Below are 13,793 nucleotides of genomic sequence, written 5' to 3'. Positions count from 1 at the left end.
GCGGGGGCGAGGGGCCTGGAGAGAGCGGGAGCGGGTCTCGCAGGCGCCTCGTGCGACCCAGTGAGGGTCGCCGTCACGTTCCCGGGGCTGCCGCGGCTACCGGCGCCGTGTGCGCCGGGGCTCGCCGCCGTTCGTGACGCTACGCGTCACGCATCGTGGTCGGTGGTGAGGAAGGTCGCGAGCTCCTCGAGCACGGCCTGCTCGTTGTCGCCCTCGACGGTGACGGTGAGCTCGTCGCCGTGCTCGATGCCGAGCGAGATGATCCCGAGGATCGACGCGGCGTTGACCGGGGTCGCGTCGCCCTTGGCGACGAGGACCTTCTGACCCGACTTCGCCGCGGCCTGGCTGAACAGCGAGGCGGGGCGGGCGTGGAGGCCCTTCGACGATGCAACCTGCACGGTGCGCTCGACCATGAACGTTTCTCCTTGATCCTGCAGTCGCGACTGCATCAGTGGTGCCCGGAGTCGGGCTCGCCCGGACGGACCGGGCGGGTGGAGGAGTCCCCGTCCGCGCCCGCGACGACCGCGCGAGCGGCGAAGAGGACGGGAAGGGTCTCGAGCACGGCATCGGCACCGTGCGCTCCGAAGACATCGGGCGGGAGGAGGGCGGCCGCGGCTCCCACGAGCTCCGCACGGTGGCGGAGTCCGTCGAACTGCGACTCGAGGTGCGGCCCCACGAGGAGGACGTCGGCCTCGGGGAGGGAGTGGTCGAGACCGGTGAGGGTCTCGGAGCGGAACACGGCATCCATGCCGCGCTCCTTCGCGCCCGCTCGCAGCCGGTGGGCCAGGAACGTGCTCGACGCGCCTGCACCGCAGACGATCAGGATCTTCCGCACCTCGTTCGCCTCCTCGCGTCCGGGTCGTGATTCATCCAAGCATCCCCTCGGAGGGGCGGCACCCTCCAGCAGACAATCTTCCGCGGGGGCGGAAGACGGCCCCTTCCGCCCGCGGCGCGGGGGCTCCCGGGCGCGTCGCCGGGGTGATTGACTGGCGGGACGTACGACTCGCCGCCCGCGTCCTGCGGGCCCGCGGCACGGTCGTGGCGCTCCCGGCGCCCGCCCCGACCGCACGCCTGGAGCCTGATGCCTGACAACCGCGAACGACTGCTGGAGTACCTCTCCCGCGCCGACGGCTGGGTGACGGCGCACGAGCTCGCCGACAGGCTCGGGGTCACCACCCGCAGCGTCCGGAGCTACGTCACCGCGGTGAAGGCGCAGGCGGCCCCGCTGGAGCCGGTCGAGTCCTCCGCGAACGGCTACCGGCTCGCGCGCGAGGCGTACGCGGCATACCTGGAGGCGCAGCGCAGCCGCGACGTCGAGCCCGACACCCCGCGCGACCGGCTGTACAGCATCGTCCGCCGTCTGGTCGACTCCGACGAGGGCCTGGACGTCTTCGCCCTCGCCGAGGCGCTGTCGGTGAGTGAGTCGACGGTCGACGCCGACCTGCGCCGGGTGAAGTCCCTCGCCGACGAGGCCGGCCTCGGACTGGTCCGCCGCGGCCCGTCGGTGCGCCTCGAGGGCAGCGAGGAGGCCCGCCGCCGCCTGATCTCCCGCATGTTCCGCGACGAGAGCGCGCAGGGGGTCTTCACCCTCGACGACGTCCAGCGCGAGTTCGCCTCCCCCGGGCTCGGCGCGTTCAAGACCGAGCTGCTGGCCGAGCTCGAGACCCGCGGCTACTACATCAACGACTACGGCGTGAACAGCGTCCTCCTCCACATCGCGATCGCCGTCGACCGGGTCGCCCGCGGCATCGGGGACTCCTCCGGCTCCCGCCCCTCCCCCGCGATCCACGGCGAGCTCGCCGCCCTGCTGGCGGAGCTGGTCGAGCGGCACTTCGCGACGCGCCTGACCGACGCCGAGCTCGCCCAGCTCGCGATCCTGATGACGACGCGGGTGGCGACGCCCGGGCAGAACGAGCCGGTCGCCACCGTGGTCGAGAACTACCTCGACCCGGAGGACCTCACCGTCGTCCGCGATCTCGTCGCCGATGTGAACCGCGAGTACCTGGTCGACCTCGACGACGAGGGCTTCATCGTCCGCCTCGCCCTGCACGTGCGGAACCTGATCGCCCGGGCCTCCGAGGGCGGCTACTCCCGCAATCCGCTGACGCGCTCGATCAAGACCAGCTACCCGATGACGTACGAGATCGCGGTGTTCCTGGCGAGCGGGCTGCAGCGCCGGAGGGGCATCGTGGTCAACGAGGACGAGATCGCCTACATCGCCCTCCACGTCGGCTCGTTCCTCGAGCGGGTGTCGCGGCGGGAGGAGCGGCTGTCCTGCGTGATCGTCTGCCCCAACTACTACGACCTCGCGCACATGCTGCGCCTGCGCGTCGAGCGCTCGCTCGGAACCGAGGTGGAGGTGCGCTCGCTGATCACGCGGAGCGACGTCGACTGGGACCGGCTCACCGCCGACCTCGTGATCACCACGATCGACGAGCGTCCCGCGTCCGACGACGTCGTGGTCGTGCAGCCGTTCCTCACCGACCACGACGTCGAGACGGTGCGCCGGGCGATCGCCCGCGTCCGCCGGCACCGCCGCCGCGCGCAGATCAAGGACGAGCTGCTCCAGTTCTTCGACGAGGAGCTGTTCTTCCGCAACGTGCACGCGCGCGACGAGGCGGCGATGATCCGGATGCTGGGCGAGCGGATGATCGCCGGCGGCATCATCGACGAGGACTACGTCGACGGCGCCATCGAGCGCGAGCGGATGAGCTCCACGGCCTTCACCGACAACCTCGCGGTCCCGCACGCGATGGCGATGAGCGCCCGCCGCACCTCCATAGCGATCGTCGTGAACGACACGGCGATGGAGTGGGGCGAGCAGCGGGTGAACGTGATCGCGATGATCGCGTTCGCCTCGGCCGGCCGCAGCACCTTCCAGTCGGTGTTCGACCAGTTCGTCGAGGTGTTCGCCGACCGGGCGGAGGTGCAGCGCCTGATCCGGCGCTCGACGGACTTCGGCGGCTTCATCGAGGAGCTGGTGCGAGTGATCGACAGCTGACTGTCGATCACCCGCACCGGCTCCTCCGAGGCGGCAGCCGGGCGGTCCGGTGGACCGCCCTCGCCGCGGAAGACCGTGTCACGCGCCGGCGACCCTCACTGGGTCGCATCATCACCGCCGGACGCGCGTCGGCTCCGATCCGGTGGGCACGAGACCGCGCGGAGGCCGCGCACCCGGCAGAAGCAGGCGCCGCACGCCTCAGGCGAAGGGCGTCGGCACGATCCCGTAGGGAGCGAGGCCGGCCGCGCCGCCGTCGGCGAGCGTGGTGACCCAGATGCCGTCGTGGTGCACGGCGACGGAGTGCTCCCAGTGGGCGGCCATGCTGCTGTCCTCGGTCGCGACCGTCCACTCGTCCTCGCGGACGAACGTCTCGGCACTGCCCGCGGTGACCATCGGCTCGATCGCGACGACGAGCCCCGGCTTCACCTCGGGGCCGCGCTGGCGCACCCGGTAGTTGAAGACCGGCGGAGCCTCGTGCATGGTGCGCCCGATGCCGTGGCCGATGTAGTCGGTCAGGATGCCGTAGACGCGGCCCGAGCGCTCGGCCTCGTCCTCGATGTACTCCTCGATCGCCGCGCCGACCTCGTTGAGGTGGCGGGCGGAGGCGAGGGCGGCGATCCCCCGCCAGAGGGATCCCTCGGTCACCCGCGAGAGCTCGGCGCGCGCCGCGACCTCCTCGGGGCGGGAGGGATCGGGCAGGACGACCGTCATAGCGGAGTCGCCGTTCCAGCCGTCGATCTCGGCGCCGCTGTCGATGGAGACCAGGTCGCCCGGCTCGAGCACGCGCCCGCCGGGGATTCCGTGGACGACCTCGTCGTTGACCGAGGAGCAGATCGTGTGCCGGTAGCCCGGGACGAGCTGGAAGTTCGAGTGGCCGCCGAGCTCGACGATCGCCGCCTCGGCGATCGCGTCGAGCTCGAGCGTGGTGACCCCCGGTCGGATCGCCGCGCGGACCGCGTCGAGCGACGCGGCCGTGGCGAGGCCCGGAGCGAGCATCGACCGCAGCTGGGCGGGCGTCTTGTAGAGCGAGGAGCGGAACGCCACGGCTCAGGCGGCCGGGGTGTCGAGGCGGCCCACCCGGTGGCCCTCGAGGGCGACGACGATCCGCTCGGTCACCTCGTCGACCGGCCCGAGTCCGTCGACCACGACCACGAGCCCGCGGGCCGCGTACACGTCGATGAGCGGCGCGGTCTGCTCCTCGTAGAGCGCGAGTCGGCGCCGGATGACGTCCTCGGTGTCGTCGCTGCGCCCCTGCTCGAGCGAGCGCTTGAGCAGGCGGCCGACGACCTCGTCGGGATCGGCCGTCAGCTGGACGACCGCGTCGAGCCGGTTGTCGTCCGCGGCGAGGATGCGGTCGAGCTCGTCGACCTGCTCCGTGGTGCGCGGGTAGCCGTCCAGCAGGAAACCGGTCGACGCGTCCGCCTCCTGGAGGCGGTCGTGCACGATCGCGTTGGTCAGCTCGTCCGGCACGTAGCGGCCGGCGTCGAGGTAGGCCTTCGCCTGGAGGCCGAGCTCGGTCTCGTTGGCGACGTTCGCGCGGAAGATGTCCCCGGTCGAGATGGCGGGCACCCGGAGGATGTCGCTCAGTCGAGCGGCCTGGGTCCCCTTGCCTGCGCCGGGAGGACCGATCAGCAGGAGACGGAAGCCGATCGGGTGCGACGTCATCGGAGGAGTCCTTCGTAGTGGCGCTGCTGCAGCTGGGAGTCGATCTGCTTCACCGTCTCCAGGCCGACTCCGACGATGATCAGGATGGACGTGCCGCCGAAGGGGAAGTTCTGGTTCGCCCCGACCAGCGCGAGGGCCACGAGGGGCACGAGCGCGATGAGGCCGAGGTAGACCGATCCGGGGAGCGTCACGCGGGTGAGCACGTAGTTGAGGTACTCGGCGGTCGGGCGGCCGGCGCGGATGCCGGGGATGAAGCCGCCGTAGCGCTTCATGTTGTCGGCGACCTCGTCCGGGTTGAAGGTGATCGCGACGTAGAAGTAGGTGAAGCCCACGATCAGGAGGAAGTACAGCGCCATGTAGAGCGGGTGATCGCCCTTGGTGAGGTAGTTCGTGATCCAGGTGACCCAGACCGGTGCCTCCTGGCCCGCGGCGGGCTGATTGAACTGCGCGATGAGCGCGGGCAGGTACAGGAGCGACGAGGCGAAGATGACGGGCACGACGCCGGCCATGTTGACCTTGATCGGGATGTAGGTGTTGTTGCCGCCGTAGGTGCGGCGGCCGACCATCCGCTTGGCGTACTGCACGGGGATCCGCCGCTGGGACTGCTCCACGAAGACCACGGCGACCACGAGCACGAGGCCCACGCCGAGGACGAGGAGGAAGGTCTCGAAGCCGCGCGACTGCGCGATCGACCAGAGCGAAGTGGGGAACTGGGCGGCGATCGAGGTGAAGATCAGCAGCGACATGCCGTTGCCGATGCCGCGCTCGGTGATGAGCTCGCCCATCCACATGATGATTCCGGTGCCCGCGGTCATGGTGACGACCATGAGCAGGATGGAGTACCACTCGTCGGTGATGATGAGCGCCGAGCACTCCGGCACGCCGGAGTTGCCGAAGAGGGCTCCCGAGCGGGCGACGGTGATCAGCGTCGTCGACTGGAGGACGCCGAGCGCGATGGTGAGGTACCGCGTGTACTGGGTGAGCTTGCCCTGACCGGACTGCCCCTCCTTGTACAGCGTCTCGAAGTGAGGGATGACCACGCGCAGCAGCTGCACGATGATCGACGCCGTGATGTACGGCATGATCCCGAGCGCGAAGATCGACAGCTGGAGCAGTGCTCCACCGCTGAAGAGGTTCACGAGCTCGTAGAGACCCGAGGTGCCCTGGTTGCCGGCGAGACAGGCCTGCACGGCGCTGAAGTCGACGAATGGAGCAGGGATGAAGGATCCCAGCCGGAAGATCGCCACGATCGCGAGAGTGAAGCCGATCTTGCGGCGGAGGTCGGGGGTGCGGAAGATCCGCGCAACGGCGCCAAACACTACCTAAGGTCTCCTGCTCAATTCTGTGGTGCGGGATACAGGTCGAGCTTGCCACGCGCTCCCGGAGGGAGTCGGCGTGGCAAGCTCGACCGACAAGCTGCTGGTGCTACTTGATGGATCCGCCCGCAGCGACGATCTTCTGCTCGGCAGAGCTGGAGACCTTGTCGACCGCGACGTTCAGCTTAACCGCAATGTCGCCGTCCCCGAGGACTTTGACCTTCTCGTTCTTGCGGACAGCACCCTTGGCGACCAGATCGCCGATGGTGACGTCGCCGCCCTGGGGGTAGAGCTCCGCGAGAGCGGACAGGTTCACGACCTGGTACTCGACCCGGAACGGGTTCTTGAAGCCGCGGAGCTTCGGGGTGCGCATGTGCAGCGGCATCTGCCCACCCTCGAAGCCGACGCGCACCTGGTAGCGGGCCTTGGTGCCCTTGGTGCCGCGACCGGCGGTCTTTCCCTTGGAGCCCTCACCGCGACCCACGCGGGTCTTGGCCTTCTTGGCTCCGGCAGCGGGACGGAGGTGGTGGACCTTGAGCACGTGCTCCTTGGTCGCCGGCGCCGCCGCGCCCTTCGTGGTGGTCGCCTGCGCGGGAGTCGTGGACTCCGCGGCGGCGGCCTTCTTCGTCTCAGCCATTAGTCAATCTCCTCGACCTTCACCAGGTGGGCGACGGTCTTCACGTATCCGCGGTTCTGGGCGTTGTCCTCGCGGACGACGCTCTGACCGATCTTCCTGAGGCCGAGCGAGCGCAGCGTGTCGCGCTGGTACTGCTTCTCGCTGACCTTCGACTTGATCTGGGTCACCTTGAGCTGGGCCATCAGGCACCTGCCTTCGCGTTGGACGCGGCGGCGAGGGCGTCGGCCTCGGCACGGACGAGACGTGCCGGCGCGACCTGGTCGAAGTCGAGACCACGACGGGCGGCGACGGCGCGCGGCTCCTCGAGCTGCTTCAGAGCCTCGACGGTCGCGTGGACGATGTTGATGGTGTTCGACGAGCCGAGCGACTTGCTCAGGACGTCGTGGATGCCGGCGCACTCGAGGACGGCGCGGACGGGACCGCCGGCGATGACACCGGTACCCGCGGCGGCGGGGCGCAGGAGCACCACACCGGCGGCGGCCTCACCCTGGACGGGGTGCGGGATGGTCGAGGCGACGCGGGGGACGCGGAAGAAGTTCTTCTTCGCCTCTTCGACGCCCTTGGAGATGGCGGTCGGGACCTCGCGGGCCTTGCCGTAGCCGACGCCCACCAGTCCGTTGCCGTCTCCGACGACCACGAGCGCGGTGAAGCTGAAGCGACGACCGCCCTTGACGACCTTCGACACGCGGTTGATGGTCACGACGCGCTCGAGGAACTGGCTCTTCTCGGCGTCACGGCCACCGCGGTCGCGGCCACCCTGGTTGCGGTCGCGGCCGCCGCGGCGGGGCTCACGAGCCTCCTGCTGCGGCTGCGTGGACGCAGCGGTCTCGACGGGGGCCTCCGACACAGCGGCGACCTCGGGTTCCTTGTTCTCTGCGGCGCTCACAGGTTGAGCCCTGCCTCTCGTGCTCCATCGGCGATCGCGGCGACGCGACCGGCGTACTTGTTGCCTCCGCGGTCGAAGACGACCGCCTCGACACCGGCGTTCTTGGCGCGCTCGGCGACGAGCTCGCCGACCTTGCGCGCCTTGGCGGTCTTGTCGCCGTCGAACACGCGCAGGTCGGCCTCGAGGGTCGACGCCGACGCGAGGGTGCGGCCCTGAGCGTCGTCGACGACCTGCACGAAGACGTGGCGGGCCGAGCGGTTGACGACGAGGCGGGGGCGCTCGGCGGATCCGACGACCTTCTTGCGCAGACGGTCGTGACGACGACCGCGCGCAGCGGACTTGCTCTTTCCTCTGGTTCCGAGTCCCATGATCACTTACCGCTCTTTCCGGCCTTGCGGCGAACGACCTCGCCGGCGTAGCGCACGCCCTTGCCCTTGTAGGGCTCGGGCTTGCGGATCTTACGAATGTTGGCGGCCACCTCACCGACGGCCTGCTTCGAGATGCCGTGCACGGTGAGCTTGTTGTTGCCCTCGACCGTGAACGAGATGCCCGCGGGCGGAGTGACGACGACCGGGTGCGAGAAGCCGAGCGCGAACTCGATGTCCGAGCCCTTCGCCAGCACGCGGTAACCGGTTCCGACGACCTCGAGGCCCTTGGAGTAGCCCTGCGTGACACCGATGATGTCGTTCGCGATGAGCGTGCGGGTGAGGCCGTGGAGCGAGCGCGACTCGCGCTCGTCATCGGGACGCGAGACCAGCACCTGGCCGTTCTCGACGGACACCTGGATGGGGCTGGCGACCGAGACGGTCAGCTCGCCCTTGGGGCCCTTGACGGTCACAGCGGATCCGGCGACGGAGACGTCGACGCCCGCCGGGATCTCGATGGGGAGTCTTCCAATACGCGACATGAGGGGTTACCACACGTAGGCGAGGACTTCCCCACCCACGCCCTTCTTTTCGGCCTGGCGGTCGGTCAGCAGACCGCTCGAGGTGGACAGGATGGCGACGCCGAGGCCGCCGAGCACGGTGGGGATCTCGGCCGACTTCGCGTACACGCGGAGTCCGGGCTTCGAGACCCGCTTGATGCCGGCGATCGAGCGCTCGCGGTTCGGGCCGTACTTGAGGGAGATGGAGAGCGTCGTGCCGACGCGCGCCTCCTCGACCTTCCAGTCGGCGATGTAGCCCTCGGTCTTGAGGATCTCGGCGATGTTCGCCTTGAGCTTCGAGCCCGGGAGGGTGATGGAGTCGTGGTGCGCGGAGTTCGCGTTACGGATTCTGGTCAGCAGATCTGCGACCGGATCAGTCATGGTCATGGCTGATGGTGCCTTTCTCGCCTGGTTTCGGCACCCTTTACAAGAGTGACGACCTGTGGTGTGGGACGGCGCCGACGACGTCGACGCCCATGCGGCCGCGCGAACGCAGGCCAACGAGCCATGCTACATGGCCGAGGTCCTGCGGTCGAGGGCCGATCGTGCACGGGATCCGGAGATCCCGCGTGGCTCCCGCCGCCGGCTCCGGGCGGACCGGTCCGGCGGCGGACGCACGACGAGGCCGGAGGGCGGTTCTCACCGTCCCCCGGCCTCGAGGCTTGCTGCTTACGCGTTGTCCGCCGACTTGAACGGGAAGCCGAGCTGCTTGAGCAGCGCGCGGCCCTCGTCGTCGGTCTTGGCGGTGGTCACGACGGTCACGTCGAAGCCGCGGACGCGGTCGATGCGGTCCTGGTCGATCTCGTGGAAGATCGACTGCTCCGTGATGCCGAAGGTGTAGTTGCCGTTGCCGTCGAACTGGCGGTCCGACAGTCCGCGGAAGTCGCGGATGCGGGGCAGCGCCACCGAGAGCAGGCGGTCCAGGAACTCCCAGGCGCGGTCGCCACGGAGGGTGACGTGAGCGCCGATGGCCTGGCCCTCGCGCAGCTTGAACTGCGCGATGGACTTGCGGGCCTTGGTGACCTGAGGCTTCTGACCGGTGATGGCGGTGAGGTCCTTGACCGCGCCGTCGATGATCTTGCCGTCGCGGGCAGCCTCACCGACACCGGTGTTGACGACGACCTTGACCAGGCCGGGGACCTGGTGGACGTTGCCGAAGCCGAACTGCTCCTGGAGAGCGGGGATGATGTCGGCCTGGTACTTGGCCTTGAGCCGCGGCTGAACCTTCGCAGCCACTGCGGTGGTGTCAGTCATTACAGTTCCTCACCCGACGCCTTCGCGTAGCGCACGCGAACGGTCTTGGTCACGCCGTCCTTGGTGACGGCCACGTTGCGGTGGCCGACCCGGGTCGGCTTCTTGGTCTTCGGGTCGACGAGCGCGACGTTGGAGATGTGGATCGAGGCCTCGACGGTCTCGATGCCCCCCTCCTTCGAGCCGCGCTGCGTCTGGCCGACGCGGACGTGCTTCTTGACGAAGTTCACGCCCTCGACGACGACGCGGTTGCGCTCGACCAGCACCTCGAGGACCTTGCCCTGCTTGCCGCGGTCTCCGCCGCGGGCCTGGGTAGCTCCCGAGATGACCTGGACGAGGTCACCCTTCTTGATCTTGGCCATGACTAGATAACCTCCGGTGCCAGCGAGACGATCTTCATGAACTTCTTGTCGCGGAGCTCGCGACCGACCGGTCCGAAGATGCGGGTGCCACGGGGGTCCCCGTCGTTCTTGAGGATGACGGCGGCGTTCTCGTCGAACTTGATGTACGAGCCGTCGGCTCGACGGGTCTGCTTGATGGTGCGGACGATGACGGCCTTGACCACGTCGCCCTTCTTCACGTTGCCACCGGGGATCGCGTCCTTGACGGTGGCGACGATGATGTCACCGAGGCCCGCGTAGCGGCGGCCGGAGCCTCCGAGGACGCGGATGGTGAGGAGCATCTTGGCGCCGGTGTTGTCGGCGACCTTGACTCGGGATTCTTGCTGAAGCATGTGTCTCTCCTGCTAACTCAAGTAGGCCGCGGCCTACTTGGCCTTCTCGAGGATCTCGACCAGGCGCCAGCGCTTGGTGGCGCTGAGGGGACGGGTCTCGCTGATGACGACGGAGTCGCCGATGCCGGCGGAGTTCAGCTCGTCGTGGACCTTGACCTTGGACGTACGGCGGATGACCTTGCCGTACAGCGGGTGCTTCACCCGGTCCTCGACCTCGACGACGATGGTCTTGTCCATCTTGTCGCTGGTGACGTAGCCGCGACGGGTCTTGCGGTATCCGCGAGCGCCCGCCTCCTTCACGTCGTGGGCGGCCGACTCGTGGCCGGCGCTGTCATTGACGGTTGCCATTACTTGGCCTCCTCGTTCGACTCGGTCGCCTCGACCTCGGCCTTGGCGGCCTTCTTGGTCTTCGGCTTCTTCTCCGCCTTGGCCGGAGCCTCGACGGGTGCGGGGGTGGCGCGGATGCCCAGCTCGCGCTCACGGATGACCGTGTAGATGCGGGCGATGTCGCGCTTGACGGCACGCAGGCGGCCGTTGGTGTCCAGCTGACCGGTGGCCGACTGGAAGCGGAGGTTGAACAGCTCCTCCTTGGCCTTCTTCAGCTCGGTGACGAGACGCTCGTCCTCGTAGGTGTCGAGCTCGGCGGGGGCGAGCTCCTTGGATCCGATCGCCATTACGCGTCTCCCTCCTCGCGCTTGATGATGCGTGCCTTGAGGGGCAGCTTGTGGATGGCACGGGTCATGGCCTCGCGAGCGAGCTGCTCGTCGACGCCGGCGACCTCGAAGAGGACGCGACCCGGCTTGACGTTCGCGACCCACCACTCCGGCGAGCCCTTTCCGGAACCCATGCGGGTCTCGGCGGGCTTCTTGGTGAGCGGACGGTCGGGGTAGATGTTGATCCACACCTTTCCGCCGCGCTTGATGTGACGCGTCATCGCGATACGAGCGGACTCGATCTGACGGTTGGTCACGTAGGCGGGGGTGAGGGCCTGGATGCCGAACTCACCGAACGACACCTTGGTGCCACCGGTGGCCTGGCCGGACCGGCCCGGGTGGTGCTGCTTGCGGTGCTTGACTCGACGCGGAATCAACATGGTTATGCCTCAACTCCTGCTGCGACGGGCGCCTCGCTCTGCTGGCGGGGTGCACGGCGCGGACGGTCGCTGCGCTCGGGGCGCGACGACTTGCTGTTCGCCTGCTCGCGGGCGAGCTCCTTGTTGGTGATGTCGCCCTTGTAGATCCAGACCTTCACGCCGATGCGGCCGAAGGTGGTCTTCGCCTCGTAGAAGCCGTAGTCGATGTTCGCGCGGAGGGTGTGCAGCGGCACGCGTCCCTCGCGGTAGAACTCCGAGCGGCTCATCTCGGCGCCGCCGAGGCGGCCGGAGACCTGGATGCGGACGCCCTTGGCGCCGGCGCGCTGAGCACCCTGCAGGCCCTTGCGCATCGCGCGGCGGAAGGCCACGCGGGCGGAGAGCTGCTCGGCGATGCCCTGGGCGACCAGCTGAGCCTCGGCCTCGGGGTTCTTGACCTCGAGGATGTTCAGCTGGATCTGCTTGCCCGTGAGCTTCTCGAGGTCGGCGCGGATGCGCTCGGCCTCGGCGCCGCGGCGACCGATCACGATGCCCGGGCGGGCGGTGTGGATGTCGACGCGGACGCGGTCACGGGTGCGCTCGATCTCGATGCGGGCGACGCCCGCACGGTCGAGCTGCGTGGCGAGGAGTCGGCGGATCTTGACGTCCTCGGCGAGGTAGTCGCTGTACCGCTGGCCCTTCTTGGTGCTGTCGGAGAACCAGCGCGACACGTGGTCGGTGGTGATTCCCAGACGGAAACCGTAGGGGTTTACTTTCTGACCCATTACTTGGTCCCCTCCTCAGGAGTGGCCAGCACGACGGTGATGTGGCTGGTGCGCTTGTTGATGCGGAAGGCACGACCCTGAGCACGGGGCTGGAATCGCTTGAGGGTGGTTCCCTCATCGACGAAGGCGCGGGACACGATCAGGTCCTGGTCGTCGAGGTACTCGTTCGAGGCATCGGCCTTGACGCGAGCGTTGGCCATCGCCGAGGCGACGAGCTTGTAGACGGGCTCGGACGCACCCTGCGGCGCGAACTTCAGGATGGCCAGTGCCTCCTGAGCCTGCTTCCCGCGGATCAGGTTCACGACACGGCGAGCCTTCTGGGGGGTGACGCGGATGTGTCGCACGCGTGCGATCGACTCCACCATTTCTCTCCTCCTTCTCGTCGCCGCGTCAGCGGCGACGGCCCTTCTTGTCGTCCTTCTCGTGACCGCGGAAGGTCCGAGTGGGGGCGAACTCGCCGAGCTTGTGGCCGACCATGGTCTCGGTCACGAACACGGGGATGTGCTTGCGACCGTCGTGGACCGCGATGGTGTGACCCAGCATCGCCGGGATGATCATCGAACGGCGCGACCAGGTCTTGATGACGTTCTTGTTGCCGGCTTCGTTGGCCGTGAACACCTTGCGGAGCAGGTGGTCGTCAACGAAGGGGCCCTTCTTGAGACTGCGAGGCATCTTCTACAACTCCTACTTGCGCTTCTTACCGGCGGTGCGGCGGCGAACGATGAGCTTGTCGCTCTCCTTGTTGGGGCGACGGGTGCGTCCCTCGGACTGACCCCACGGGCTGACCGGGTGGCGTCCACCGGAGGTCTTGCCCTCTCCACCACCGTGCGGGTGGTCGACCGGGTTCATCGCGACACCGCGGACGGTCGGGCGGACGCCCTTCCAGCGCATGCGGCCGGCCTTGCCCCAGTTGATGTTCGACTGCTCGGCGTTGCCGACCTCGCCGATCGTGGCGCGGCAGCGCGCGTCGACGTTGCGGATCTCGCCCGACGGCAGGCGGAGCTGCGCGTAGGGGCCGTCCTTGGCGACGAGGCGGACCGAGGTGCCGGCCGAGCGGGCGAGCTTGGCGCCGCCTCCCGGCTTGATCTCGATGGCGTGGATGACCGTACCGGTCGGGATGTTGCGCAGCGGCAGGTTGTTGCCGGGCTTGATGTCGGCTCCGGCGCCCGACTCCACGATGTCGCCCTGGGAGAGCTTGTTCGGGGCCAGGATGTAGCGCTTGGTGCCGTCCACGAAGTGGAGCAGCGCGATGCGCGCCGTGCGGTTGGGGTCGTACTCGATGTGAGCGACCTTGGCGTTGACGCCGTCCTTGTCGTTGCGACGGAAGTCGATCAGGCGGTACTGGCGCTTGTGGCCACCACCGATGTGACGCGTCGTGATGCGGCCGGAGTTGTTGCGGCCACCGGTCTTGGACAGCGGGCGCAGGAGCGACTTCTCGGGCGTCGAGCGGGTGATCTCGGCGAAGTCGGCAACGCTGGAGCCGCGGCGACCGGGGGTCGTGGGCTTGTACTTACGAATAGCCATT

22 protein-coding genes are annotated in these 13,793 nt (G+C 68.7%); 1 reads left to right on the top strand and 21 read right to left on the bottom strand.

The window, feature by feature from the left end; genetic code table 11:
* Positions 1-146: 146 nt before the first annotated feature.
* Together C5D08_RS10775 and C5D08_RS16675 are read right to left on the bottom strand one after the other, a co-directional pair.
* The gene (locus C5D08_RS10775) at positions 147-413 is read right to left on the bottom strand and encodes an HPr family phosphocarrier protein (protein WP_104277022.1); all 267 of its coding nucleotides are present in this window, start codon (positions 411-413) and stop codon (positions 147-149) included.
* A 35-nt stretch (positions 414-448) separates the two neighbouring features.
* On the bottom strand, positions 449-874 hold the full coding sequence (locus C5D08_RS16675) for a PTS sugar transporter subunit IIB (protein ID WP_181065531.1): 426 nt from the start codon (positions 872-874) through the stop codon (positions 449-451).
* 207 nt (positions 875-1,081) lie between these two features.
* Here C5D08_RS16675 and C5D08_RS10765 point away from each other — a divergent pair, with 207 nt between their 5' ends.
* The gene (locus C5D08_RS10765; RefSeq protein WP_104277021.1) at positions 1,082-3,001 is read left to right on the top strand and encodes a transcription antiterminator; all 1,920 of its coding nucleotides are present in this window, start codon (positions 1,082-1,084) and stop codon (positions 2,999-3,001) included.
* A gap of 198 nt (positions 3,002-3,199) precedes the next feature.
* Here the strand turns inward: C5D08_RS10765 and map are convergent, their stop codons facing one another.
* From map to rplB, 19 genes are all read right to left on the bottom strand, one after another.
* Entirely contained in the window at positions 3,200-4,045 is an 846-nt protein-coding gene (map, locus tag C5D08_RS10760; protein WP_104277020.1) for a type I methionyl aminopeptidase, read from the bottom strand.
* Positions 4,046-4,048: 3 nt separating this feature from the next.
* Entirely contained in the window at positions 4,049-4,666 is a 618-nt protein-coding gene (locus C5D08_RS10755; protein ID WP_181110094.1) for an adenylate kinase, read from the bottom strand.
* Complete coding sequence (gene secY / locus C5D08_RS10750; RefSeq protein WP_104277019.1) at positions 4,663-5,985, bottom strand: preprotein translocase subunit SecY; 1,323 nt, start codon at positions 5,983-5,985, stop codon at positions 4,663-4,665. Before secY ends, C5D08_RS10755 begins: the two co-directional genes overlap by 4 nt.
* Before the next feature lie 106 nt (positions 5,986-6,091).
* A complete protein-coding gene (gene rplO / locus C5D08_RS10745; protein ID WP_104226755.1) occupies positions 6,092-6,619 on the bottom strand; it encodes a 50S ribosomal protein L15 in 528 nt (175 codons plus the stop codon).
* Positions 6,619-6,801 (bottom strand): 50S ribosomal protein L30, encoded by a 183-nt coding sequence (rpmD, locus tag C5D08_RS10740; protein WP_181024623.1) that lies wholly within the window; start codon positions 6,799-6,801, stop codon positions 6,619-6,621. Before rpmD ends, rplO begins: the two co-directional genes overlap by 1 nt.
* Positions 6,801-7,505 (bottom strand): 30S ribosomal protein S5, encoded by a 705-nt coding sequence (rpsE, locus tag C5D08_RS10735; protein WP_104224559.1) that lies wholly within the window; start codon positions 7,503-7,505, stop codon positions 6,801-6,803. Before rpsE ends, rpmD begins: the two co-directional genes overlap by 1 nt.
* Positions 7,502-7,873, bottom strand: coding sequence for a 50S ribosomal protein L18 (gene rplR / locus C5D08_RS10730; RefSeq protein ID WP_056037296.1), 372 nt, complete (start codon positions 7,871-7,873; stop codon positions 7,502-7,504). Before rplR ends, rpsE begins: the two co-directional genes overlap by 4 nt.
* Positions 7,874-7,875: 2 nt before the next feature.
* Positions 7,876-8,412 carry a 50S ribosomal protein L6 gene (rplF, locus tag C5D08_RS10725; RefSeq protein WP_104224560.1) on the bottom strand — a complete coding sequence of 179 codons (537 nt, stop codon included), beginning with the start codon at positions 8,410-8,412 and terminating at the stop codon, positions 7,876-7,878.
* Between the two features lie 6 nt (positions 8,413-8,418).
* Entirely contained in the window at positions 8,419-8,817 is a 399-nt protein-coding gene (gene rpsH / locus C5D08_RS10720; protein ID WP_068209423.1) for a 30S ribosomal protein S8, read from the bottom strand.
* Between the two features lie 282 nt (positions 8,818-9,099).
* Complete coding sequence (rplE, locus tag C5D08_RS10715; RefSeq protein ID WP_104277018.1) at positions 9,100-9,684, bottom strand: 50S ribosomal protein L5; 585 nt, start codon at positions 9,682-9,684, stop codon at positions 9,100-9,102.
* Positions 9,684-10,043 carry a 50S ribosomal protein L24 gene (gene rplX, locus C5D08_RS10710; RefSeq protein WP_104224561.1) on the bottom strand — a complete coding sequence of 120 codons (360 nt, stop codon included), beginning with the start codon at positions 10,041-10,043 and terminating at the stop codon, positions 9,684-9,686. The genes rplE and rplX overlap by 1 nt, the downstream gene beginning before the upstream one ends.
* Positions 10,044-10,045: 2 nt before the next feature.
* Entirely contained in the window at positions 10,046-10,414 is a 369-nt protein-coding gene (gene rplN, locus C5D08_RS10705) for a 50S ribosomal protein L14 (protein WP_104224562.1), read from the bottom strand.
* Positions 10,415-10,447: 33 nt separating this feature from the next.
* Positions 10,448-10,762, bottom strand: coding sequence for a 30S ribosomal protein S17 (gene rpsQ / locus C5D08_RS10700; RefSeq protein ID WP_104224563.1), 315 nt, complete (start codon positions 10,760-10,762; stop codon positions 10,448-10,450).
* Positions 10,762-11,088 (bottom strand): 50S ribosomal protein L29, encoded by a 327-nt coding sequence (gene rpmC / locus C5D08_RS10695; protein ID WP_104224564.1) that lies wholly within the window; start codon positions 11,086-11,088, stop codon positions 10,762-10,764. The genes rpsQ and rpmC overlap by 1 nt, the downstream gene beginning before the upstream one ends.
* Positions 11,088-11,507: a 50S ribosomal protein L16 gene (gene rplP / locus C5D08_RS10690; RefSeq protein WP_068209436.1), complete on the bottom strand. Its 420-nt coding sequence runs from the start codon at positions 11,505-11,507 to the stop codon at positions 11,088-11,090. The genes rpmC and rplP overlap by 1 nt, the downstream gene beginning before the upstream one ends.
* 2 nt (positions 11,508-11,509) lie before the next feature.
* Positions 11,510-12,268: a 30S ribosomal protein S3 gene (rpsC, locus tag C5D08_RS10685; protein ID WP_068209439.1), complete on the bottom strand. Its 759-nt coding sequence runs from the start codon at positions 12,266-12,268 to the stop codon at positions 11,510-11,512.
* The gene (rplV, locus tag C5D08_RS10680) at positions 12,268-12,633 is read right to left on the bottom strand and encodes a 50S ribosomal protein L22 (protein ID WP_077221988.1); all 366 of its coding nucleotides are present in this window, start codon (positions 12,631-12,633) and stop codon (positions 12,268-12,270) included. The genes rpsC and rplV overlap by 1 nt, the downstream gene beginning before the upstream one ends.
* 25 nt (positions 12,634-12,658) lie before the next feature.
* On the bottom strand, positions 12,659-12,940 hold the full coding sequence (gene rpsS, locus C5D08_RS10675; protein WP_055787078.1) for a 30S ribosomal protein S19: 282 nt from the start codon (positions 12,938-12,940) through the stop codon (positions 12,659-12,661).
* A 12-nt stretch (positions 12,941-12,952) separates the two neighbouring features.
* Positions 12,953-13,792, bottom strand: a complete 840-nt coding sequence (gene rplB / locus C5D08_RS10670; RefSeq protein ID WP_055787074.1) for a 50S ribosomal protein L2 — start codon at positions 13,790-13,792, stop codon at positions 12,953-12,955.
* Position 13,793 lies beyond the last annotated feature (1 nt).

The sequence above is a fragment of the Rathayibacter sp. AY1B6 genome (assembly GCF_002932755.1).
In the GTDB taxonomy this organism is placed as follows: Bacteria; Actinomycetota; Actinomycetes; order Actinomycetales; family Microbacteriaceae; genus Rathayibacter.
This window is presented reverse-complemented; position numbering and strand designations above follow the sequence as displayed.